Origin of the sequence: Enterobacter sp. MGH 4, from assembly GCF_000534735.1 — a bacterium.
GTDB classification, from domain to species: Bacteria; Pseudomonadota; Gammaproteobacteria; order Enterobacterales; family Enterobacteriaceae; genus Enterobacter; species Enterobacter intestinihominis.
In genome coordinates this window covers 91,137-114,936 of the sequence record NZ_KI973297.1, presented here as the reverse complement: position 1 = coordinate 114,936, position 23,800 = coordinate 91,137, and the positions used below count along the sequence as shown (strand labels likewise).

16 protein-coding genes are annotated in these 23,800 nt (G+C 57.4%); 9 read left to right on the top strand and 7 right to left on the bottom strand.

Annotated features, from left to right (window positions below; translation table 11 throughout):
• From glgC to glgP, 3 genes are read left to right on the top strand one after another with little or no spacing between them, the layout of a single operon-like run.
• Positions 1 to 1,296, top strand: a complete 1,296-nt coding sequence (gene glgC / locus L350_RS02350; protein ID WP_003861582.1) for a glucose-1-phosphate adenylyltransferase — start codon at positions 1 to 3, stop codon at positions 1,294 to 1,296.
• On the top strand, positions 1,296 to 2,729 hold the full coding sequence (gene glgA, locus L350_RS02355; RefSeq protein WP_022649646.1) for a glycogen synthase GlgA: 1,434 nt from the start codon (positions 1,296 to 1,298) through the stop codon (positions 2,727 to 2,729). Before glgC ends, glgA begins: the two co-directional genes overlap by 1 nt.
• Before the next feature lie 18 nt (positions 2,730 to 2,747).
• Positions 2,748 to 5,195 carry a glycogen phosphorylase gene (gene glgP / locus L350_RS02360; protein ID WP_032626819.1) on the top strand — a complete coding sequence of 816 codons (2,448 nt, stop codon included), beginning with the start codon at positions 2,748 to 2,750 and terminating at the stop codon, positions 5,193 to 5,195.
• Positions 5,196 to 5,285: 90 nt separating this feature from the next.
• On the opposite strand, the gene glpD is transcribed toward glgP, so the two are convergent.
• The gene (glpD, locus tag L350_RS02365) at positions 5,286 to 6,794 is read right to left on the bottom strand and encodes a glycerol-3-phosphate dehydrogenase (RefSeq protein WP_022649644.1); all 1,509 of its coding nucleotides are present in this window, start codon (positions 6,792 to 6,794) and stop codon (positions 5,286 to 5,288) included.
• 285 nt (positions 6,795 to 7,079) lie between these two features.
• Between glpD and glpE the strand changes: the two genes are divergently transcribed.
• Genes glpE through L350_RS02380 form a run of 3 tightly spaced genes read left to right on the top strand, consistent with a single transcriptional unit; the run spans position 7,080 to position 9,065 of the window.
• On the top strand, positions 7,080 to 7,412 hold the full coding sequence (gene glpE / locus L350_RS02370; protein WP_022649643.1) for a thiosulfate sulfurtransferase GlpE: 333 nt from the start codon (positions 7,080 to 7,082) through the stop codon (positions 7,410 to 7,412).
• Between the two features lie 47 nt (positions 7,413 to 7,459).
• On the top strand, positions 7,460 to 8,290 hold the full coding sequence (gene glpG / locus L350_RS02375; RefSeq protein WP_022649642.1) for a rhomboid family intramembrane serine protease GlpG: 831 nt from the start codon (positions 7,460 to 7,462) through the stop codon (positions 8,288 to 8,290).
• A gap of 16 nt (positions 8,291 to 8,306) precedes the next feature.
• Complete coding sequence (locus tag L350_RS02380) at positions 8,307 to 9,065, top strand: DeoR/GlpR family transcriptional regulator (protein ID WP_022649641.1); 759 nt, start codon at positions 8,307 to 8,309, stop codon at positions 9,063 to 9,065.
• A 534-nt stretch (positions 9,066 to 9,599) separates the two neighbouring features.
• Here L350_RS02380 and malT read toward each other — a convergent pair.
• On the bottom strand, positions 9,600 to 12,305 hold the full coding sequence (gene malT / locus L350_RS02385; protein WP_022649640.1) for an HTH-type transcriptional regulator MalT: 2,706 nt from the start codon (positions 12,303 to 12,305) through the stop codon (positions 9,600 to 9,602).
• A 574-nt stretch (positions 12,306 to 12,879) separates the two neighbouring features.
• Between malT and malP the strand changes: the two genes are divergently transcribed.
• A complete protein-coding gene (malP, locus tag L350_RS02390) occupies positions 12,880 to 15,273 on the top strand; it encodes a maltodextrin phosphorylase (protein ID WP_032626817.1) in 2,394 nt (797 codons plus the stop codon).
• 9 nt (positions 15,274 to 15,282) lie between these two features.
• Positions 15,283 to 17,361: a 4-alpha-glucanotransferase gene (malQ, locus tag L350_RS02395; RefSeq protein WP_023298789.1), complete on the top strand. Its 2,079-nt coding sequence runs from the start codon at positions 15,283 to 15,285 to the stop codon at positions 17,359 to 17,361.
• Between the two features lie 111 nt (positions 17,362 to 17,472).
• Here the strand turns inward: malQ and gntT are convergent, their stop codons facing one another.
• The 3 genes from gntT to gntX all read right to left on the bottom strand — a co-directional run bounded on the left by gntT (position 17,473) and on the right by gntX (position 20,412).
• On the bottom strand, positions 17,473 to 18,789 hold the full coding sequence (gntT, locus tag L350_RS02400) for a gluconate transporter (RefSeq protein ID WP_023298788.1): 1,317 nt from the start codon (positions 18,787 to 18,789) through the stop codon (positions 17,473 to 17,475).
• A gap of 305 nt (positions 18,790 to 19,094) precedes the next feature.
• Positions 19,095 to 19,670 carry a Fe-S biogenesis protein NfuA gene (gene nfuA / locus L350_RS02405; protein ID WP_003861601.1) on the bottom strand — a complete coding sequence of 192 codons (576 nt, stop codon included), beginning with the start codon at positions 19,668 to 19,670 and terminating at the stop codon, positions 19,095 to 19,097.
• 61 nt (positions 19,671 to 19,731) lie between these two features.
• The gene (gene gntX / locus L350_RS02410; RefSeq protein WP_032626815.1) at positions 19,732 to 20,412 is read right to left on the bottom strand and encodes a DNA utilization protein GntX; all 681 of its coding nucleotides are present in this window, start codon (positions 20,410 to 20,412) and stop codon (positions 19,732 to 19,734) included.
• A gap of 36 nt (positions 20,413 to 20,448) precedes the next feature.
• Here gntX and bioH point away from each other — a divergent pair, with 36 nt between their 5' ends.
• Positions 20,449 to 21,231: a pimeloyl-ACP methyl ester esterase BioH gene (gene bioH, locus L350_RS02415; protein WP_032626813.1), complete on the top strand. Its 783-nt coding sequence runs from the start codon at positions 20,449 to 20,451 to the stop codon at positions 21,229 to 21,231.
• Here the strand turns inward: bioH and feoC are convergent.
• On the bottom strand, positions 21,206 to 21,442 hold the full coding sequence (gene feoC, locus L350_RS02420; RefSeq protein ID WP_015571443.1) for a [Fe-S]-dependent transcriptional repressor FeoC: 237 nt from the start codon (positions 21,440 to 21,442) through the stop codon (positions 21,206 to 21,208). The genes bioH and feoC overlap by 26 nt on opposite strands.
• 11 nt (positions 21,443 to 21,453) lie before the next feature.
• A complete protein-coding gene (feoB, locus tag L350_RS02425; RefSeq protein ID WP_032626810.1) occupies positions 21,454 to 23,772 on the bottom strand; it encodes a Fe(2+) transporter permease subunit FeoB in 2,319 nt (772 codons plus the stop codon).
• Positions 23,773 to 23,800: the final 28 nt, after the last annotated feature.

Here is a 23,800-nt window from a genome sequence, read left to right as displayed (position 1 = left end):
ATGGTTAGATTAGAGAAGAACGATCCGTTAATGTTGGCGCGCCAGCTACCATTAAAAACAGTTGCCCTGATCCTCGCGGGCGGGCGTGGTACCCGTCTGAAAGATTTGACCATCAAGCGCGCCAAACCGGCCGTTCACTTTGGTGGTAAGTTCCGTATTATCGATTTTGCACTCTCCAACTGCCTGAACTCAGGCATTCGCCGTATTGGCGTCATTACCCAGTATCAGTCGCACACGCTGGTGCAGCACATTCAGCGCGGCTGGTCATTCTTCAGCGAAGAGATGAACGAGTTTGTCGATCTGCTCCCGGCGCAGCAGCGCGTTCACGGGGAGAACTGGTATCGCGGCACGGCGGATGCCGTGACCCAGAACCTCGACATCATTCGCCGCTACAACGCGGAATACATCGTTATCCTCGCCGGGGACCACATCTACAAGCAAGATTACTCCCACATGCTGATCGACCACGTCGAAAAAGGTGCGCGCTGCACCGTGGCGTGTCTGCCGGTGCCTGTTGCAGAAGCAACCGCGTTTGGCGTGATGCATGTAGATGGCGATGACAAGATTATCGACTTTGTCGAAAAACCGGCGAATCCGCCAACCATGCCGGGAGACGACACCAAATCGCTCGCCAGCATGGGGATCTATGTCTTTGATGCCGATTATCTTTATGAGCTGCTGGAAGAAGACGACAAAGACGAAAACTCCAGCCACGACTTCGGTAAAGACATCATCCCGAAAATTACCAAAGCTGGCATGGCGTATGCACATCCTTTCCCGTTGTCCTGCGTGCAGTCCGATCCGAATGCGGAACCTTACTGGCGCGACGTCGGCACGCTGGAAGCGTACTGGAAAGCCAACCTCGATTTGGCATCTGTGACGCCTGAACTGGATATGTACGACCAGAACTGGCCGATTCGCACCCATATGGAATCGCTGCCGCCGGCGAAGTTCGTCCAGGATCGCTCCGGCAGCCACGGTATGACGCTGAACTCGCTGGTCTCTGGCGGGTGCATTATCTCCGGTTCGGTGGTGGTGCAGTCCGTGCTGTTCCCGCGCGTGCGTATAAACTCATTCTGTAATATCGATTCGGCAGTCCTGCTGCCGGATGTCTGGGTAGGGCGCTCATGTCGTCTGCGTCGCTGCGTTATCGACCGTGCCTGCGTCATTCCCGAAGGGATGGTGATTGGGGAAAACGCGGAAGAAGATGCACGTCGTTTCTACCGATCGGAAGAGGGGATCGTGTTAGTAACACGGGAAATGTTGCGGAAGCTGCAAATCAAACAGGAGCGATGATGCAGGTTTTACACGTATGTTCTGAGATGTTCCCGTTGTTAAAAACGGGCGGACTGGCGGATGTTCTTGGTGCATTACCGGCGGCGCAAATTGCCGGAGGGGTGGATACCCGCGTGTTGTTACCCGCTTTTCCGGATATCCGGCGTGGTATTCCCGATGCGAAGGTTGTTACCCGCCGCGAGACCTTCGCGGGACGTATCACCCTGCTGTTTGGACATTACAATGGCGTAGGGATTTACCTGATTGATGCGCCGCATTTATACGACCGACCCGGCAGCCCGTATCACGATACCAACCTGTACGCCTATACCGATAACGTGCTGCGCTTTGCCCTGCTCGGCTGGGTGGGGGCGGAGATGGCCGTCGGGCTGGATCCGTTCTGGCGTCCGAACGTGGTGCACGCGCACGACTGGCATGCGGGGCTGGCTCCTGCGTATCTGGCGGCGAAAGGACACCCGGCGAAATCGGTGTTTACGGTGCACAACCTGGCGTATCAGGGCATGTATTACGCGCATCATATGAATGACATCGATCTGCCATGGTCGTTCTTTAACATGCACGGACTGGAGTTTAACGGACAGATTTCGTTCCTGAAGGCCGGTCTGTACTACGCCGACCACATCACGGCGGTCAGCCCAACCTACGCGCGGGAAATTACCCAGCCGGAGTTCGGTTACGGTATGGAAGGGCTACTGCAACAGCGCCACCGTGAAGGTCGTCTGTCGGGCATTCTGAACGGCGTGGATGAACAGATCTGGAATCCGGAAACGGACCTCCTGCTGGCAGCGCGCTATGGTCGCGACTCCGTGGAGGACAAAGCGGAGAACAAGCGTCAGCTACAGATTGCGATGGGGCTGAAGGTCAACGACAAGGTACCGCTGTTTGCGGTGGTCAGCCGCCTGACCAGCCAGAAAGGGCTGGATCTGGTGCTGGAAGCGCTGCCGGGATTACTGGAGCAGGGTGGGCAGCTTGCGCTGCTCGGCGCGGGCGACCCGGTATTGCAGGAAGGTTTCCTCGCGGCCGCGGCGGAACATCCGGGGCAGGTGGGCGTGCAGATTGGCTATCACGAAGCGTTCTCGCACCGCATCATGGGCGGCGCGGACGTGATTCTGGTGCCGAGCCGTTTCGAGCCCTGCGGCCTGACGCAGCTCTATGGTCTGAAATACGGCACGCTGCCGCTGGTACGCCGCACGGGCGGGCTGGCGGATACGGTGTCTGACAGCTCCCTGGAAAACCTGGCGGATGGTATCGCCAGCGGGTTTGTTTTCGAGGACAGTAATGCCTGGTCGCTACTTCGGGCGATCCGGCGTGCTTTCGTCTTGTGGTCCCGTCCATCCCTGTGGCGTTACGTACAACGTCAGGCGATGTCCATGGACTTTGGCTGGCACGTTGCGGCGCAGTCCTACCGCGACCTTTATCAACGCTTGATGTAACGAGGCGAAGTTACTGATATGAATGCTCCATTTAGCTACTCTTCCCCCACGCTCAGCGTTGAGGCGTTGAAACACTCCATCGCCTATAAGCTGATGTTTACCATTGGGAAAGATCCCGTTATTGCCAACAAACATGAGTGGCTGAACGCCACGCTGTTTGCGGTGCGTGACCGTATGGTCGAACGCTGGCTGCGCTCCAACCGCGCCCAGCTCTCGCAGGAGACGCGACAGGTGTATTACCTGTCGATGGAGTTTTTGATTGGTCGCACCCTCTCCAATGCGCTGTTATCGCTCGGGATTTATGACGACGTCAAAAACGCACTGGAAGAGATGGGGCTGGACTTAGAAGAGCTGATTGACGAAGAGAACGACCCGGGGCTGGGTAACGGTGGTCTCGGGCGTCTTGCCGCCTGCTTCCTCGATTCACTGGCGACGCTGGCGCTGCCGGGACGCGGGTACGGTATTCGCTACGACTACGGCATGTTCAAGCAGAACATCGTTGATGGGCGTCAGAAAGAGTCGCCGGACTACTGGCTGGAGTACGGTAACCCGTGGGAGTTCAAGCGCCACAACACGCGCTACAAGGTGCGTTTTGGCGGGCGTATTCAGCAGGAAGGGAAAAAATCCCGCTGGGTGGAAACCGAAGAGATCCTCGCCGTGGCCTATGACCAGATTATCCCCGGCTACGACACCGATGCGACCAACACGCTGCGTCTGTGGAACGCGCAGGCCAGTAGCGAGATCAACCTCGGTAAATTCAATCAGGGTGACTACTTCGCGGCGGTGGAGGATAAAAACCACTCTGAGAACGTGTCCCGCGTCCTGTATCCGGATGACTCGACCTACTCGGGCCGCGAGCTGCGTCTGCGTCAGGAGTATTTCCTCGTCTCGGCAACGATTCAGGATATCCTTAGCCGTCACTATCAGCTGCACAAAACCTATGCGAATCTGGCGGAAAAAACCGCGATTCACCTCAACGATACCCATCCGGTGCTGTCGATCCCTGAGCTGATGCGCCTGCTGATTGACGAGCATAAGTTCAGCTGGGATGACGCGTTTGAAGTGACCTGCCAGGTGTTCTCGTACACCAACCATACGCTGATGAGTGAAGCACTGGAGACGTGGCCGGTGGATATGCTCGGCAAAATTCTGCCGCGCCACCTGCAAATCATCTTCGAGATCAACGACTACTTCCTCAAGACCTTGCAGGAGCAGTACCCGAACGATACCGGCCTGCTGAGCCGCGCCTCGATCATTGATGAATCCAATGGTCGCCGCGTACGCATGGCCTGGCTGGCGGTGGTGATCAGCCATAAGGTCAACGGGGTTTCAGAGCTGCATTCGAACCTGATGGTGCAGTCGCTGTTTGCGGACTTTGCGAAGATCTTCCCGACGCGTTTCTGCAACGTGACCAACGGCGTCACCCCGCGCCGCTGGCTGGCGCTGGCGAACCAGCCGCTGTCTGACGTGCTGGACGAAAATATCGGCCGCACCTGGCGCACCGATTTGAGCCAGCTGAGCGAGCTTGAGCAACACATTGATTTTCCGACGGTGAACAAAGCCGTGCGGGAAGCCAAGCTGCTGAACAAGAAACGTCTGGCGGTGTGGCTGGCGATGCACCTCAACGTGGTGGCGAACCCGAAAGCGTTGTTTGACGTGCAGATCAAGCGTATCCACGAGTACAAGCGTCAGCTGATGAACGTCCTGCACGTCATCACTCACTACAACCGCATTAAGGCTGACCCGACGGCGGAGTGGGTGCCGCGCGTGAAAATCTTTGCCGGTAAGGCGGCCTCCGCGTACTACATGGCGAAGCACATCATTCATCTTATCAACGATGTGGCGAAGGTAGTGAACCAGGATCCGGACATTGGCGACAAGCTGAAAGTGGTGTTTATCCCGAACTACAGCGTAAGCCTGGCGCAGCTGATTATTCCGGCGGCGGATCTCTCAGAGCAGATTTCCACGGCGGGGACGGAAGCATCCGGCACCAGCAACATGAAGTTTGCCCTGAACGGCGCGCTGACCATCGGCACGCTGGACGGCGCAAATGTCGAAATGCTGGAGCATGTGGGCGCGGAGAATATCTTTATCTTCGGGAATACGGCGGAAGAGGTGGAGGCGCTTCGCAAGCAGGGCTACTCGCCGCGTGAGTATTATGAAGAGGATGAAGAGTTACGCCAGGTGCTGACGCAAATCGCCACCGGGGTGTTTAACCCTGAGGAGCCTGGGCGCTATCGTGACCTGGTGGACTCGCTGATTAACTTTGGCGATCACTATCAGGTGCTGGCGGATTACCGCAGCTACGTGGATTGTCAGGATAAGGTGGACGAACTGTACCGTCAGCAGGAGAAGTGGACCAGCGCCGCGATGCATAACATCGCCAACATGGGATACTTCTCGTCAGACAGGACCATCAAAGAGTATGCCGAGAATATCTGGCATATTGATCCGGTGAGGTTGTAAAACAAAGCCGGGTGGCGGCTCCGCCTTACCCGGCCTACTCGATCCTGTAGGCCCGGTAAGCGCAGCGCCACCGGGCATTTTTTGTCACCCTCAGGACGCCAGTGACAATTCACGCTTTCCCGCATGCTGTTGCAACCACTGCGCCACGCGAGACTGCTGCTCGGCATTCAGCCACATCCCTTCTTTAGTACGACGCCAGATGGCATCGTCCAGACGGCGCACCCATTCGTGTTCCACCAGGTAGCGCAGTTCCGCTTCGTACAGCTCATGGCCAAAATGCTCGCCCAGATCGGCAATCTCTTTTGCGTCGCCGAGGAACAGTTCGGTATTGCTGCCGTAGGTGCGGGCGTAGTGGCGCGCCATTCCTTCGGTAATGAACGGGAAGCGGCGACGCAGCTTCGCGGCGTAATCGTCGCGGTTATTGCCGATATCGCCGCCAGGCAGTACGGCGCCTTTCGTCCACGCCGGGCCGATGCCTTTGTAATACGGCGCCAGTTTCTCCAGCGCATGCTCCGCCAGTTTACGGTAGGTGGTAAGCTTACCGCCAAACACCGACAGCAGCGGCGCCTGACCGTCTACGTCATGAATATCAAGCGTATAGTCACGGGTGATGGCCTGCGGTGAGTCAGACTCGTCATCACACAGCGGACGCACGCCGGAGTAGGTCCAGACCACGTCATCGCGCGCCAGCTGTTTCTTAAAGTGTGCGTTGTACACTTTCAGCAGGTAGCTGACTTCGCTCTCTTCAATCTCAACGTTTTTCGGATCGCCTTTGTACTCCACGTCAGTGGTGCCGATGATGGAGAACTCGTCCATCCACGGGATCACAAACACGATGCGCTTGTCTTCGTTTTGCAGGATATAAGCCTGCTTCTGGGTATGCACGCGCGGCACCACAATGTGGCTGCCCTTGATCAGGCGGATGCCGTACGGAGAAGGCAGGTGCATACCGTCATCGAAGAACTGTTTTACCCACGGGCCGGTGGCGTTCACCAGGCCGCGCGCTTTCCAGCTAAACTTCTCGCCGGTATCCACGTCTTCCGCTTCCACGATCCACAGGCCGTTTTCGCGGCGCGCGGCGATCGCGCGGGTACGGGTTTTCACCTCGCCGCCTTTCTTCTCGACCATCTGCGCGTTAGCCAGCACCAGACGCGCATCGTCCACCCAGCAGTCGGAATATTCGAAACCGCGCACGATTTCAGGCTTAAGGACCGATTCTGAGCCAAAACGCAAACCGGTCGAACCCGGCAGGCTGGTGCGTTTACCCAGATGATCGTACATGAACAGGCCGATGCGGATCATCCACGCCGGACGCAGGTGCGGGCGATGGGGCAGGCGGAAGCGCATCGGGATCGCCAGATGCGGAGCCATTTTCAGCAGCACTTCGCGTTCGGCCAGCGCTTCGCTGACCAGGCGGAATTCGTAGTGTTCCAGGTAGCGCAGGCCTCCGTGGATCAGCTTGGAGCTGGCGGACGACGTCGCGCAGGCGAGATCGTTAGCTTCCAGCATCAGCACGGATAAACCGCGTCCTGCGGCATCAACCGCAATACCGGCACCGTTGATGCCCCCGCCTATCACAATCAGATCTTTGGTTTCCATAACACCCTCATGCACTTTCGTTAAAGCTCAAAAATGTTCGATATCGCTCATAATAGCAAAGGAACGCGCTTTTGGTAACATCAAAAAAACAATTTAGAGTGATATGGATAACATAATGGCGTTTACCCGCCGCCAGGACGTACACTACGGGGTAAAATGGTGCGGTCTGATGCCCTCACCCCAGCCCTCTCCCACGGGGAGAGGGTGATCCGTTTCCCTCTCCCTCCGGGAGAGGGTAGGGTGAGGGGAAAACCGCACCACACCTGAATATAAGATGAGAACACCATGGATCAGTTTGAATGTATTAACGTAGAAGAAGCCCATCAGAAGATGCACCAGAAAACCGCGGTGCTGGTGGATATCCGCGATCCGCAGAGCTTTGCGATGGGCCACACGCCGGGCGCGTTCCATCTCACCAACGACACGCTGGGCGCGTTTATGCGCGATAACGACTTCGACACGCCGGTGATGGTGATGTGCTATCACGGCAACAGCAGTAAAGGCGCGGCGCAGTATCTGCTCCAGCAGGGTTACGACGCGGTATACAGCGTCGATGGCGGCTTCGATGCATGGCATCGTCATTTCCCGGCAGAAGTTGAATACGCGTTTGAGCGCTGATCCCGCTATACTGTCCCCTTTTGTGTGGAAATAAGCGACCGCTGCCCATGTTGATGATCACCTCTTTTAGCAACCCGCGCGTCGCCCAGGCGTTTGTCGACTATATGGCGACGCAGGGCATTATCCTGACTATTCAGCAGCATACACAGACGGATGTCTGGCTGGCAGACGAAAGCCAGGCTGGGCGCGTGAACGCCGAGCTGGCGCGTTTCCTGGAAAACCCGGGCGACCCGCGTTATCTGGCAGCAAGCTGGCAATCCGGCCAGACCGACAGTGGCCTGCACTATCAACGTTTTCCGTTTCTCGCCACCCTCCGCGAGCGCGCAGGACCGTTTACGCTGCTTTTGATGGCAGCCTGCATCATCGTCTTCATTATTATGAGCGTGGTGGGCGACCAGAGCGTGATGATTGCCCTCGCATGGCCGTACGATCCCTCCCTGCAATTTGACGTCTGGCGCTACTTCACGCATGCGCTGATGCACTTCTCGGTGATGCATATCCTCTTTAACCTGCTGTGGTGGTGGTATCTCGGCGGAGCAGTGGAGAAGCGGCTCGGCAGCGGCAAGCTGATTGTGATCACCCTTATCAGCGCCCTGTTAAGCGGCTATGTGCAGCATAAATTCAGCGGTCCGTGGTTTGGCGGGTTATCCGGCGTGGTGTACGCCCTGATGGGTTACGCCTGGCTCAGAGGCGAGCGCGACCCGGAAAGCGGCATCTATTTACAACGTGGATTAATAACCTTTGCGTTAATATGGCTTATTGCCGGATGGTTTGATCTGTTTGGTATGTCTATCGCCAATGGTGCGCACGTTACCGGCCTGGCGGTCGGGCTGGCGATGGCGCTGGCCGATACGCTCCATGCGCGAAAACGAACATAATTCCCAGGGATATTTCATGAAACAAACACAACGTCATGACGCCATTATCGAACTGGTAAAAAAACAGGGATACGTCAGTACTGAAGAGCTGGTGGAGCAGTTTGCCGTCAGCCCGCAAACCATCCGTCGTGACCTCAACGACCTGGCCGATCAGAACCGTATTCTGCGCCATCACGGCGGCGCGGCGCTGCCGTCCAGCTCGGTGAACACCTCATGGCATGACCGTAAGGCGACGCAAACGGCAGAGAAAGAGCGTATCGCCCGTAAAGTGGCGAGCCAGATCCCGAACGGCGCGACGCTGTTTATTGATATCGGCACCACGCCGGAAGCGGTCGCCCATGCGCTGCTGAACCATGAGAACCTCCGCGTGGTGACCAACAACCTGAACGTGGCCAACACGTTGATGCAGAAAGACGATTTTCGCATCATCCTCGCGGGCGGCGAACTGCGCAGCCGCGACGGGGGCATTATCGGCGAAGCGACGCTCGATTTTATCTCTCAGTTCCGCCTCGACTTCGGCATTCTGGGGATCAGCGGCATCGACACCGACGGCTCGCTGCTGGAGTTTGATTACCACGAGGTGCGCACCAAGCGCGCGATTATTGAGAACTCGCGCCACGTGATGCTGGTGGTGGATCACTCGAAATTTGGCCGCAATGCGATGGTCAACATGGGCAGCATTAGCATGGTTAATGCGGTCTACACCGACGAGATGCCGCCGGCGGGCGTGTTGCAGGTGATTAAGGATAACAATTTGCAGCTGGAGTTGTGCTAGCGGTTGTGTCGGGTGGCGCTGCGCTTACCCGACCTACAAATTGTTCTCCCTCTCCCTGTGGGAGAGGGTTCCCCACAAATTAATGCGAGCACTGAGCAATCCCCTCGCCCCTCCGGGGAGAGGGTTAGGGTGAGGGGAACATACGGCGGTGGTGGTCATTCCGTTCACTTTATGTTCCTTGCTACTCTGTAACGACATGACCGGTGAACGTGCCAGGGTGGCTCAGTCGCCACCACCCTGGCGACCCGGGCTCCCGGCGGTAAATCGCCGCTTCGCGGTGCCCTCGGCTTATTCCTTCCGGCTTATCGGGTACGGGGGGAGGCAACGTCCCTGTAAAGCCGCCCTCTCGGCGCATCCCTGCGCCTCGCCCCGGCCGGAAGGCAAACGCCTCAGCGATTTACAGCCGGACCAGGGCATCGCTGACAGCCCTCAGTCATTTAGAAAGCAACTTTATTGCTTCTGCATAAAAAAATTACTGGGGAACCCTCAGCCCTGTGGGAGAGGGCCGGGGTGAGGGCATCAGGCCGCACAAAACTAAACTCCGTACCCCATCATCTTCAACAACTGCTGCGCATGCTGTACCGCGTCCTGACGGTGCGCCACGCCCAGCTTCTGATACAGATTGCGAATGTGCGTTTTGATGGTGGTTGCCGCCACCGCCAGCTCACCGGCTATCTGCTCGTTGCTGTAGCCTGAATAGATCAGCCCCAGCACCTGCCATTCACGCTGTGTGAGCGGGCTGGTGCGGATAAGCTCCGGTACTTCCGGATGGTTCAGCAGACGTTCAACAAAGTTCTCATCGAAGTGCGCAAACTTGTGGCGATGGTGCTGGTTGATCTCGCGCAGAATGCGCTGGGCGCGATGCTGATCGAGTTCCGGCAGCGTGTTGAGCTGAATCAGCTGGCGCAACTGCTGGGCCATCACTTCACCCTCAATCACAAAGTGGCTGATAAACCCGGTGCGGTTCGCCAGCTGCAACGCTTCCAGCAGCACGCGCTGGGCATCGTTTTTACGTCCCGCCTGCCAGTAAAGCTGGTTTAACAGCAGCAGGTTGCGGTTTAAATCGCTCATCAGGCGCAGGCTACGGGCGTTTTCGTTTAACTCTTCCAGCACGATTTCGGCAGGCTCGAAGTCACCCAGCAGGATCTGCACGCGGGCAATATTGCGCCACTGGCTTTGCAGGAAGTGGTTATTGGCAAATTCTGGTTTAGGCGTGTGACGCAGCCAGTTGGCGGCGGACTTTTTATCGCCGGTCATCTGCCAGTAAATCACCCGGACCTTATCGGCGTTGGAGACCCAGTCGCTATGGTACTGCCCGTTGCCGAGCAGGTTTTCCAGGCGGTTAAGGTGGTTGCGGGCATTATCCAGGTCGCCGCGTGCCAGCGAGCACTGCACCAGCAGGGCCAGGCACTGGAGTTGCTGCTGCGGCTGGAAGCTCGAAAGCACATTCAGGCCCTGGCGGGCGCAGCTTTCTGCTTCATCCAGACGCGACCATGCCCAGAGCAGCTGAGCGCGAATACGCAACAGGAACTCGTGCATCGGCAACTGTTCCAGATGCTGTTCACGGATCAGCTGGAACGCTTTCTCCTGGTTTTCCCAGGCGGCCTGCAGGAACCCCTGAGCAAATAAAATCTCGCTTTGCTGGATCAGGCTCCAGAGGGCGTAATGCCAGACATCGTGGCGGCGGGCCATCTGTTCGGTTTGCTGCATGAGCGAAAGCGAACGCGTGAGGTCGCCCTTACAGTGCAGCACTTCGCCGTGTACCGAGGTGGCCACAATACGGCTGTAGAAATTCGCCAGCGGCAGCTCATCCAGCGCGACCATCGCCAGCCGTTCGGCTTCTTCCGGGTCGCCGTCATTAATCGCCACCTGCGCACGCAAGGCGTTAAATTCGCCGTGCAGGGTGGCATCCATCTCGCTTTCCATCTCCTGCTCGGCGCGCGCCAGCAGGGTGTTCACTTCGCTGTAGCGATGCTGGCTCTGCATCAGCCAGGCCTGGAGTAGCACCAGACGCGGATTCTCCAGCAGGCTCTCCCACGGCAGCGCTTTTAACGACTCTTCCAGCAGCGTCAGTTCGCTGTGGTTGAACAGTCCCCACGCGTGGTTGAGCAGAATATCGCGCAGCATACCGGCATCTCCGGCGGCCAGCGCATGGTGGATAGCCTCGCTCGGGAAACCTTGCGCCATCCAGCTTTCGGCGGCGGCGCGGTGAATTTCTGGCAGCTCTGCGGCCATCTCCCACTGGCAACGCTGGCGCAGGAAGCTGCCAAACAGCGGATGGTAGCTAAACCATTCGCCGGGATCGTCCATTCGCGTCAGGAACAAACCCTGACGTTCAATCTCTTCGAGCTGAAGCTGCCCGTTTTCAATACCGGTGACGCGCACAATCAGCGCATCGTTCATCGAACGTAGCAGGGAGCTTTTCAGCAGGAAATGGCGGGTAGTGAGGTCTACGCTGTTGAGTACCTCATCCACCAGATAATCCGACAGGTGGCTGGCGTTGATGCCCGCCAGGCGGCGCGCGGACTGGTGCGTTGGGCTATTGTTTTGCCGCGCGGAAAGGGCAATCAGCTGAAGCGCCGTGGCCCAGCCTGCAACGTCATCACACAGGCGGCTGCTTTCCGACGCCTCAATCGGAGAAGTCAGACGGCAGTCAAAGAACTGTTTCGCTTCCTGATGGGTAAAGGCCAGCTGCTGACTGCCAATTTCCAGTAGCTGATCGCGCACCCGCAGGTTGGCAATGCCCAGCTGCGGAAGGTTGCGCGACAGGACGACCAGCGTCAGGTTTTCCGGCTGATGGCGCAGGAAGAACCGCATGGACTCGTGAATAACCGGGTTGGTGATCAGATGATAATCATCAATCACCACATACAGCGGGCGATGCCATTCGGCCAGTTCGATAAACAGCTGGGAGAACAGAGAGGACAGGCTGGCGTACTGGCGCTTTTGCACCATCACCTCGCTGGTGACGCAGTGTCCGTTGGTTGCCTGCTGAATCGCGGCAATTAAATAGCTGGCAAAACGCTCCTGCTGGTTATCACCTTCATCCAGGGAGTACCAGCCAAGATCGCTTTTACCTGCCGCCCATTGCGAAATGAGCGTTGTTTTTCCATAACCCGCAGGACTCGTAACCAGCGCCAGTCGGAAATTATGCGCACCGGAAAGTTTAGCCAGCAGGCGCTCGCGGACCACAGTATGGTCAAGACGAACCGGGCGACTTAATTTGGACGGAATCAACATAGTTTTCACTTCACTGTGGGGAACGAGAGAATTTATTTTTTTTTGCGCTTCGTAATTAATATCTATAAGTTCGGCCAATAGAGGAACTATTGCAAGTTATGTCTGGGTTTGGAGGCTCTGAATTTGCACTCTGTCACAAAACATTCTCATCATTGGTGGAACTTTTCATAAATGGCTGGATGCCGCGCTGTTACTGGCTTGTCTGCATGGCGCGCGGTTGCGCTGAAACTGGTTTCAGAAAGAGATAATGACGGTGAAGTTAATTAACTTTGGGGAAAGTTGCTCTGGCTTAATAGTGTTGCTGGAAAGCCGCTGTACGTGAGAAATATTATTCTACGTAAGTAATCATTTCAGCGATGATTAATTTCCTCCGAAACTGCATTTCATTTCTTTGACGCTCTTCCGGGATCGCTTTTTCAGCGAAGCGCACACTTACACAGTGGCCTCGATCACACTTTTATGCTCATCCCCGCTACTCCTCCCTGCCTAATCCCCGACAGGAGGAGGAAGAGGCGCAATGAGCCAGGCACACTAGCGCCAAATGTGTTTTCTCTCTACAGGATGCCGATTCCCTATGTCACAGCCTACTTTCAACAAAGCTCAATTCCAGGCTGCCCTGACGCGTCAGTGGCAGCGTTTTGGCCTTCATGCTGCAAACGAGATGACGCCTCACCAGTGGTGGCAGGCGGTAAGCGGGGCGCTCGCAGAGCAGCTGGACGCTCAGCCCGCGACGAAGCCTGTGAAAGGCCAGCGTCACGTCAACTACATTTCGATGGAGTTCCTGATTGGCCGTCTGACGGGTAACAATCTGCTGAACCTTGGCTGGTATCAGGACGTCGGCGATGTGCTGAAAGAACACGACATCAACCTGACCGATCTGCTGGAAGAAGAGATTGATCCGGCGCTGGGTAACGGCGGTCTGGGACGTCTGGCAGCCTGCTTCCTGGATTCCATGGCAACCGTGGGCCAGTCGGCCATTGGCTATGGTCTGAACTACCAGTACGGTCTGTTCCGCCAGTCGTTCGCTGACGGCCACCAGATGGAAGCGCCGGACGACTGGCATCGTAATACTTACCCGTGGTTCCGCCACAACGAACAGCTGGATGTGCAGGTCGGGATTGGCGGGAAAGTCACGAAGCAGGGGCTCTGGGAACCAGCGTTCACCATTACCGGTGAAGCCTGGGATCTGCCGGTGCTCGGCTACCGTAACGGCGTGGCGCAGCCGCTGCGTCTGTGGCAGGCGAAGCACGCGCATCCATTTAACCTGACTAAATTCAATGACGGTGATTTCCTGCGCGCCGAGCAGCAGGGTATCGACGCCGAGAAGCTGACCAAAGTGCTCTACCCGAACGACAACCATCTGGCGGGTAAAAAGCTGCGCCTGATGCAGCAATACTTCCAGTGCGCCTGCTCCGTGGCAGACATTCTGCGCCGCCACCACCTGGCGGGCCGCAAGCTGGCGCAGCTGCCGGACTTCGAAGTTATTCAGCTCAACGACACGCACCCAACCATTGCCATCCCGGAACTTCTGCGCGTGCTGATCGACGAGCATCAGCTGAGCTGGGACGACGCCTGGGCCATCACCAGCCGCACCTTCGCCTACACCAACCACACCCTGATGCCGGAAGCGCTGGAGTGCTGGGATGAAAAGCTGGTGAAAACGCTGCTGCCGCGCCATATGCAGATCATCAATAAGATTAACGACCAGTTCAAAACGCTGGTGGAGAAAACCTGGCCGGGCGACAAAGCCGTCTGGGCGAAGCTGGCCGTGGTACACAACAAACAGGTGCGCATGGCAAACATGTGCGTGGTAAGCGGCTTTGCGGTGAACGGCGTGGCCGCGCTGCACTCGGATCTGGTGGTGAAAGATCTCTTCCCGGAATACCACCAGCTGTGGCCGACCAAATTCCACAACGTGACCAACGGCATTACGCCGCGTCGCTGGATCAAACAGTGCAACCCGCTGCTGGCCGGCCTGCTGGACAAGACCCTGAAGAAAGAGTGGGCCAACGATCTGGACCAGCTCATCAACCTGGAAAAATACGCTGACGACGCGAAGTTCCGCGAGCAGTACCGCGCCATTAAGCTGGAGAACAAGGTACGTCTGGCCGAGTTCGTGAAAATGCGTACCGGAATTGAAATTAACCCAAATGCGATTTTCGATATCCAGATCAAACGCCTGCACGAGTACAAACGTCAGCACCTGAACCTGCTGCACATTCTGGCGCTGTACAAAGAGATCCGCGAGAACCCTCAGGCCGACCGCGTCCCGCGCGTGTTCCTGTTCGGTGCGAAAGCGGCGCCGGGCTACTACCTGGCGAAAAACATTATCCTTGCCATTAATAAAGTGGCGGCGGCGATCAACAACGATCCGAAAGTGGGCGACAAGCTGAAGGTGGTGTTCCTGCCGGACTACTGCGTCTCTGCGGCTGAAATGCTGATCCCGGCGGCGGATATTTCCGAGCAGATCTCTACCGCCGGTAAAGAAGCGTCCGGCACCGGCAACATGAAGCTGGCCCTGAACGGCGCGCTGACCGTCGGCACGCTGGACGGTGCGAACGTTGAAATCGCCGAGAAGGTCGGTGAAGAGAACATCTTTATCTTCGGCCATACTGTTGAAGAAGTGAAAGCCATCAAAGCCAAAGGGTACGACCCGGTGAAATGGCGTAAAAAAGACAAAGTGCTGGATGCAGTGTTGAAAGAGCTGGAAAGCGGAAAGTACAGCGACGGCGACAAGCACGCGTTTGACCAGATGCTGCACAGCATGGACAAACAGGGCGGCGACCCGTACCTGGTGATGGCGGACTTCACCGCTTACGTTGAAGCGCAGAAGCAGGTCGACGTGCTGTATCGCGACCAGGATGCCTGGACCCGCGCGTGTATCCTGAACACCGCGCGCTGCGGTATGTTCAGCTCTGACCGCTCAATCCGTGATTATCAGGCTCGTATCTGGCAGGCAAAACGCTAAGGAAGCGCGATGGAGAGTAAACGTCTGGACAGTGCCGCGCAGGCGGCGGGAATTAGCCTCAGTTACATCAATGCGCACGGCAAACCGCAGTCTATTGGTGCGGACACCAAAAGACGTTTGCTGGATGCCATGCACAAAACCGACGCGAAAGCGTCGGGAGCGCCGGTGCCGAACGTGAAGGTCTTTACCGCGGGCAAAAAGATGCCGCTGGCGGTGGAAGGTCGCGGCGAGTTCAGCTGGCTGCTCACCACCGAAGAGGGGCATCAGCATAAAGGCCATGCCACCGGCGGCAAAACCCTCACCCTTCCGGCGAAGCTGCCGGAGGGCTATCACAGCCTGACGCTCACCCAGAATGACAGCCGCTTCCACTGTCGGGTGATCGTCGCGCCGAAGCGCTGCTATGAGCCGCAGGCGCTACTCGAAGGCAAAAAGCTGTGGGGCGCCTGTGTGCAGCTTTACACCTTGCGTTCAGACAGCAACTGGGGCATTGGCGATTTTGGCGACCTGAAAAAGATGCTGGCATCTGTTGGTGAGCGCGGCGGGGCATTTATCGGCCTCAACCCGATCCACGCCCTCTATCCGGCGAATCCGGAAAGCGCGAGCCCGTACAGCCCGTCTTCCCGCCGCTGGCTGAACGTGATCTACATCGACGTTAACGCGTTAGACGATTTCAAAAACAGCAAAGAGGCGCAGGCGTGGTGGAAGCTGGACACCACCCAACAGATGCTGAAACAGGCCCGCGATGCGGACTGGGTCGATTATGCCTCCGTGACCGCGCTGAAAATGGCGGCGCTGCGTCTGGCCTGGAAGGGCTTTGCGAAGCGTGACGACGAGCAGATGGCAGCCTTCCGCCAGTTTGTGATGCAGGAAGGCGAGAGCCTTTACTGGCAGGCGGCGTTTGATGCGCTGCATGCGTATCAGGTCCAGGAGGATGAGATGCGCTGGGGCTGGCCGGTGTGGCCGGAAGCGTATCAGTCCGTGGATACCCCGGAAGTGAAGGCGTTTTGTGAGACGCATGCCGACGAGGTGGATTTCTATCTCTGGTTGCAGTGGCTGGCGTACAGCCAGTTTGCTGCCTGCTGGCAGGTGAGTCAGGGCTATAACATGCCGATCGGTCTGTATCGCGATCTGGCCGTCGGCGTGGCGGAAGGCGGGGCGGAGACCTGGTGTGACCGTGAACTTTACTGTCTGAAAGCCTCCGTCGGTGCGCCGCCGGATATTCTGGGCCCGCTTGGTCAGAACTGGGGCTTGCCGCCGATGGATCCGCACGTGATGGCGGCGCGTGCCTACGAGCCGTTTATCGATCTGCTGCGCGCTAACATGCAGAACTGCGGCGCGTTGCGTATCGACCATGTCATGTCTGTGCTGCGTCTGTGGTGGATCCCGTACGGTGAAACGGCCGATCACGGGGCGTACGTGCAGTATCCGGTGGACGATCTGCTCTCAATCCTCGCGCTGGAGAGTAAACGTCATCAGTGCATGGTGATTGGCGAAGATCTCGGTACCGTGCCGGTTGAGATTGTCAGCAAGCTCCGCGACAGCGGGGTTTACTCCTACAAAGTGCTCTATTTTGAAAACGACCATGAGAAAACCTTCCGCGCGCCGAAAGCGTACCCTGAACAGTCAATGGCAGTCGCGACGACGCATGATCTTCCTACGCTCAGAGGCTACTGGGAAAGCGGCGACCTGACGCTCGGCAAAACGCTGGGTCTCTACCCGGATGAAGAGGTTCTGCGTGGGTTGTATCAGGATCGCGAGCTGGCGAAACAGGGGCTGCTGGATGCGCTGCATAAGCATGGCTGTCTGCCGAAGCGCGCCGGGCATAAGGCGTCGCTGATGTCGATGACGCCAACGCTTAACCGTGGCTTACAGCGCTATATTGCCGACAGCAACAGCGCGTTGCTCGGTCTGCAACCGGAAGACTGGATTGATATGGCGGAGCCGGTAAACATTCCCGGCACCAGCTATCAGTACAAAAACTGGCGTCGCAAGCTGTCCACTACGCTTGAAGCGATGTTCGCCGATGACGGGGTGAACAGGCTGATTAAGGATTTGGATAAACGGCGAAAAGCAGCCGCGAAGAAATAATAAAAAACCCGCCAGTGGCGGGTTTTTTATTGCCCGGTGGCGCTAACGCTTACCGGGCCTACAGGTATCGAGTAGGTCGGGTAAGGCGTAGCCGCCACCCGACTCATGGCATTAAATCACCATATTCAACAGCAGCACCCCGACCAGACCGCACACCGAAATAATGGTTTCCAGCGCGGACCAGGACTTGATGGTTTCACCGATGGTCAGGTTGAAGTACTCCTTGAACAGCCAGAAGCCCGGATCGTTCACGTGAGAGAAAATCACGCTGCCCGAACCGACCGCGATAACCATCAGCTCAGGGCTTACGCCCGTGGTCGCAATCAGCGGCGCAACGATACCACCCGCGGTAATCGCCGCAACGGTTGCAGAGCCCAGCGCGATACGCAGCACCGCGGCAATAGACCATGCCATCAGGAGCGGCGATACGTTGGTTTCATGCATCATGGCAGCAATGTATTTATCCACGCCGCTGTCGACCAGCACCTGCTTAAACGCGCCGCCACCGCCGATGATCAGCAGCATCATGGCAATGATTTTGATGGAAGAGGTCAGCGTGTCGTTGATCTGATCCATGGAACGACCACGGTTAAGACCGAAGGTGAACATGGCGATCAGGACCGCAATCAGCGTTGCCATCACCGGGTCGCCCAGGAACTCCGCAACGGACAGGAACGCGTGACCTTTCGGCAGAACCATCTCTGCTACGGCACGCATTGCCATCAGGATCACCGGCACCAGAGAGGTCCAGACGCTGACGCCAAAGCCAGGCATCTCTGCATCTGTGAAGGTTTTGGCGCTGTACAGGCCTTCCGGGATGGGCTTATCAATGCCTTTCAGGAAGCGTGCATAAACAGGACCGGCCAGGATAACCGTTGGGATCGCCAGAATCGTACCGAACAGCAGGGTTTTACCCATGTCGGCATGGAAGATGGTGGCGATAGCCGTTGGACCCGGATGCGGCGGCAGGAAGCCGTGGGTGACGGACAGCGCCGCAGCCATCGGTACGCCTACGAACAGCAGCGGGATGTTGGCGGCAGCGGCGATGGTGAACACCAGCGGCAGCATCAGGACGAAGCCCACTTCATAGAACAGTGCGAAACCGACGGTAAAACCGGTTAACACCACCGCCCACTGGATGTGCTGCTTGCCAAATTTATCGATAAGGGTAGTGGCAATACGCTGCGCGCCACCGCAGTCCGCGAGCATTTTACCGAGCATGGCGCCGAAGCCCATGATCAGCGCCAGGCTGCCGAGCGTACCGCCGACACCGGCTTTAATGGAGCTGATAACTTTAACCAGCGGCATTCCCTGCATCAGACCGACTGCAAGTGCCACCAGAACCAGAGCGATAAATCCGTTCATTTTGAAGCGGATCATCAAGAGCAGTAATAACACAACACCGATAGCGACGATGACTAATGGCATGATTGACCTGGCCTTTGAATTGTTATGGGTAACGTCATTGTTTCAACGACAAATTCCGGTTGTCCCAACTGGGAACAGAGTATTAACGGCACTCATACTGATGCCTGCGAAAACGATAAGTTTAGTCGGCTGTTATAAGGGTGTTGAGTGCCCATGGGAATGATACGGGTAACATGACGTGATTGAGAATCACCCAGGGAGGCAAAATTTGAATTATGAGACGCAGGTCAACATATAGAGGGGGAGGCAAGAAAAAGCAGGCCCGGTAAGCGCAGCGCCACCGGGCAATACAGACGGGCACTGAATTAGTAGTAAGAGTGCTCGCCGCGCTGGTGTTCGGTCAGATCGCGCACGCCTTTCAGTTCCGGGAATTCGTTCAGCAGCTGCTTCTCGATCCCTTCTTTCAGGGTTACATCGACCATGGAGCAGCCGTTACAGCCGCCGCCGAATTGCAGGATCGCCAGACCATCTTCGGTGATTTCCATCAGGGAAACACGTCCACCGTGGCCGGCCAGCTGCGGGTTGATCTGCGATTGCAGCAGATATTCCACACGCTCCATCAGCGGGGCATCGTCAGAGACTTTACGCATCTTCGCGTTTGGCGCCTTCAGCGTCAGCTGAGAACCCAGCTGGTCGGTGACGAAATCAATCTCCGCATCTTCAAGATACGGCGCGCTCAGCTCGTCAACGTACGCGGTGAGCTGTTCAAATTTAAGGGCAGTGTCAGTTGCTTCCACAGCATCCGGAGGACAATAAGAGACACCACATTCTGCATTCGGAGTGCCTGGATTGATCACAAACACGCGGATCTGCGTCCCTTCTTCCTGATTTGCCAGCAGTTTGGCAAAGTGCGCTTGTGCAGAATCGGAAATACGGATCATAGCTTTGGCCTAATAGTTGACTAAATTACCTGGGTATAATCATACGCCCATTGAAGAAGGGCTACAAGGTACGGCACAGACACCATACCTGAACTGACGCGGCGCCGCTTTGCAAAAGCAGTCGGGAAAGTTCAGCCACGGTACTGCCCGTGGTGACGACATCATCCACAATCGCGATATGGAGACCGTTGACCGGCAATTCAAGGCGAAAGGCGTTTTTCAGGTTTCTTTTGCGCGACCGGGCGTTGAGCCGGTGCTGAACGGCAGTGGCATGAATACGTTTCAGCGCAGAGGCGGGGTACCGGCAACCCAGCCAGCGGGCGAGCGGACGGCACAGCAGGTCGCTCTGATTGTATCCCCGCCGCCAGTGCCGACGCTGAAAGAGTGGCACGTTCACGAGCGTGTCGACCGACGGTAGCCCGCGCGTTCTTCGCGCCTGCAATACCGCCAGTAATAACAGGCGTGCCAGTGGCTGCGCCAGCGCGAACTGGCTGGAAAACTTAAACTGATGAACCAGACGACTCAGCGGCAAAACGTAATCATCCACCGCCACCAGCGCGCTCCACGGCGGCACTTTTTTCAGGCATCGACCACAGGGGAGCGTCTGGCTTACGGCAGGCAAGCCGCATTGCGGACAGCCCTTCAGGTAACCCAGCGCTCCCGTGCAAACGGAACAGACGCCCCACGCGCTCAGCGCAAGTGGCATTCGGCATAGCCAGCACAAGCCGGGCACTGTTAGCATACGCAACCTCCATGTGAAAAAAGAGAACGTTAACTGATGAAGACGCTGTGGTGGCAGACCGTTGGGACGGGAAATTGTCATCTTGTGCTGCTGCACGGATGGGGACTGAACGCCGAAGTGTGGCGTTGCATAAGTGAGGAACTGGCCTCGCAATTTACGGTACACCTGGTGGATCTGCCGGGGTATGGCCGTAGCCACGGCTACGGCGCGATGACGCTCGAGGACATGGCGGAGCAGGTTCTGGAAGCGGCACCGCAAAAAGCCGTCTGGCTCGGCTGGAGCCTGGGCGGGCTGGTGGCAAGCCAGATTGCGCTGCGCCATCCTGAGCGGGTGCAGGCGCTGATCACCGTTGCCTCATCACCCTGTTTCAGCGCCCGCGAGGCGTGGCCGGGCATCAAACCCGAGGTGCTGGCCGGGTTCCAGCACCAGTTGAGCGAAGATTTCCAGCGGACGGTGGAGCGTTTCCTGGCGTTGCAGACGATGGGAACTGAAACCGCCCGTCAGGACGCGCGGATGCTGAAGCAGACGGTGCTTTCCCTGCCGATGCCGGAGGTTGAGGTGCTGAACGGTGGACTGGAGATCCTGAAAACGGCCGATCTGCGTGAGCCGCTGGCGTCACTGACGGTGCCGCATCTGCGTATTTATGGCTATCTGGATGGGCTGGTCCCGCGCAAGGTGGTTCCGCTGCTGGATGCGCTGTGGCTGGAGAGTGAATCAATGGTGGTTGCCAAAGCGGCACATGCGCCGTTCATCTCTCATCCTGCTGAGTTTTGTTCGGCGCTGTCCAATTTTATCAGCGAAGCGTCCACCACTCCCTGAGGCAGGCTTTACCTTCCGGACAACTTTTACAACTGCCGGACAGACAACTGTCCGGCTCTTCCTGAATGCGCACGGCTTTCCCCATCGCCTCCAGCCTTTCCAGCATGGCATCGATCATCGGCTGCGGCGTATGCAGGCTGAGGCTGAGCTGCTTCGCCTCCATTCGTCCCTGTAACGCCAGTAAGTCACGGACCTGAATCAACGATGCCATCTTTTTTCCCCTCAGTGACAGTCGCCCGCAGGGCTACTACAGCAGGTCGTTGGGGTTTTGCGCGTTGCCAGCAGGTTAACGTCAACGCGGCTACGTGCCCGGCGCAGCAGGCCAATCACCATCACGTTAAACAGGATCACCGCGAGGATACAGACCAGGCTGTAGCGCGGATGCTGGCTGTAATTGACGGCCTGATAAAACACGGTCGCCAGCGAGTAGGCAATGTTCAGCCCCCACAGAATGGAGAAGCCCATCCAGCCGCGGCTGGACTCACGGGCAATGGCGCCCATGACCGAGATGCACGGAATATAGAGCAGGACGAAGATCAGGTAGCTGTAGGCCGCCGACGCGCTGCCAAATTTCTGGCCCATCACGCCCATTGCTCCGGTCGCCATTACGCCGTCGCCTTTGCTGGCTTCAATCGGGTTCGCCAGCACGCTCAGGCTGAAGGTGTCTTTCAGGCTCTGCCAGGTCTCTTCTACTGCACCCAGAAGTTCGTCACCGAGGCTGAACTCAGCCGGGTTGAACTCCTCTTCCTGGATGTTTTCCGCGGTGTAGAGCGTGTTCAGGGTGCCGACAACCACCTCTTTTGCCATCGCGCCAGTGAACAGGCCCACGGTTGCCTGCCAGTTGTCTTCCTGTACGCCAATCGGTTTGAAGACCGGCGTAATGATCCGGCTGACGGAGGCAAGGGCAGAGTCATTAATGTTGTCCGCTGCCTGGCCGCTCAGGGTGAAGCTGTTCAGGGCGCTCAGGAAAATGCTGACCACTACAATCACCTTACCGGCGCGCAGAACAAAGCCCTTCAGGCGCTGCCAGGTTTGAATAATCAGGCTTTTCAGGTGCGGAACGTGATAAACCGGCAGTTCCATCACGAACGGCGACGCTTCGCCACGCATGATGGTGTGCTTCAGCATCAGGCCGGTGAGAATAGCCATCACGATACCCAGCACATACAGGGAGAAGACGGCCAGCGCCCCTTCCTGACCAAAGAACGCCGCGGCAAAGACCGCGAAGATCGCCAGACGTGCGCCGCAGGACATGAACGGCGCCATCATGATGGTCATCAGGCGTTCGCGCGGTGCGTCCAGCGTACGCGCGCCCATGACTGACGGCACGTTACAGCCAAAACCGACAATCAGCGGCACGAAGGATTTCCCCGGCAGCCCCAGCGCCTGCATCAGGCGGTCCATCACGAAGGCGGCGCGTGCCATGTAACCGGAATCTTCAAGGAAGGAGAGGAACAGGTACATCATGCCGATCTGCGGTACCAGCGGCAGGACGGTGTTGATCCCGCCGCCGATCCCCTGCGCAAGGAAGATGGTCAACCATTCCGGGAAGTGGAGGGTGTAGCCCAGCCACTGAATACCGTGCACGAAGATAGCGACAGAGCCGCCATCAAAGATGGGTTGTAATGCACCGCCGATGTTTATAGCGAGCAGGAACATTACGTACATCACCAGTAAAAAGATTGGCAAACCGAGGAAGCGGTTGAGCACAATCTTATCCACGGCGGCGGTGAAGCGGCTGGGTTCAGCGGTTAATGCATTGCTGACCACGTCACAGATAGCGGCGATGGCCTGATAGCGCGCATCCGCAATATGCAGGGCCGGGTCGTCGAGCTCGTCGCTCAGGCGAGCCTGTGCAACGCTCAGTTTATCCGCCGCATCGCCTGCGTAGGCGCGGCTGTAGATATCGCCTTCCAGCATTTGCAGGCCAAGCCACAGGCGCTGTCTGGCGGGCATGGCGTTGTCCATCTCCTGCGCCAGCTGCCCGGCCTCGCGCAGCAGCGGCTGGGCGTAGTGCACCAGTTCGACGTCGGCATTGCCCGTGTGGCGGTCAATTGCCAGCTTCAGGGCGTCAATGCCGCGCGCGCGGGTAGAAACCAGCGGAACCACCGGGCAGCCCAGACGGGCGGAGAGGGCGTCGACGTCGATGCGCAGCTTTTGCTTCTCGGCGATGTCGAGCATGTTAAGCGCTACGATGCAGGGGATCCCCAGCTCCAGCAGCTGTAGCGTGAGGTACAGATTTCGTTCGAGATTGGAGGCATCCACCACATTGATGAGCAGATCCGCGTCGCCGCTCAGAATATAGTGGCAGGCAATTTGCTCATCGAGAGAGGTCTGAGATGAAATTGTGGTGAGTGAATAGGTCCCCGGTAAATCAACCAGCGTGACCTGATTATCTGTCGTGGTGAACTGGCCTTCTTTGCGTTCAACCGTTACGCCTGCCCAATTTCCCACACGCTGGCGTGCGCCGGTTAACTGATTAAATAAGGTTGTCTTGCCGGAATTAGGATTGCCAATTAAGCCAATAGTTAATTTTTTCATTGTTTTAGACTCACTGAAACCGCTGGCT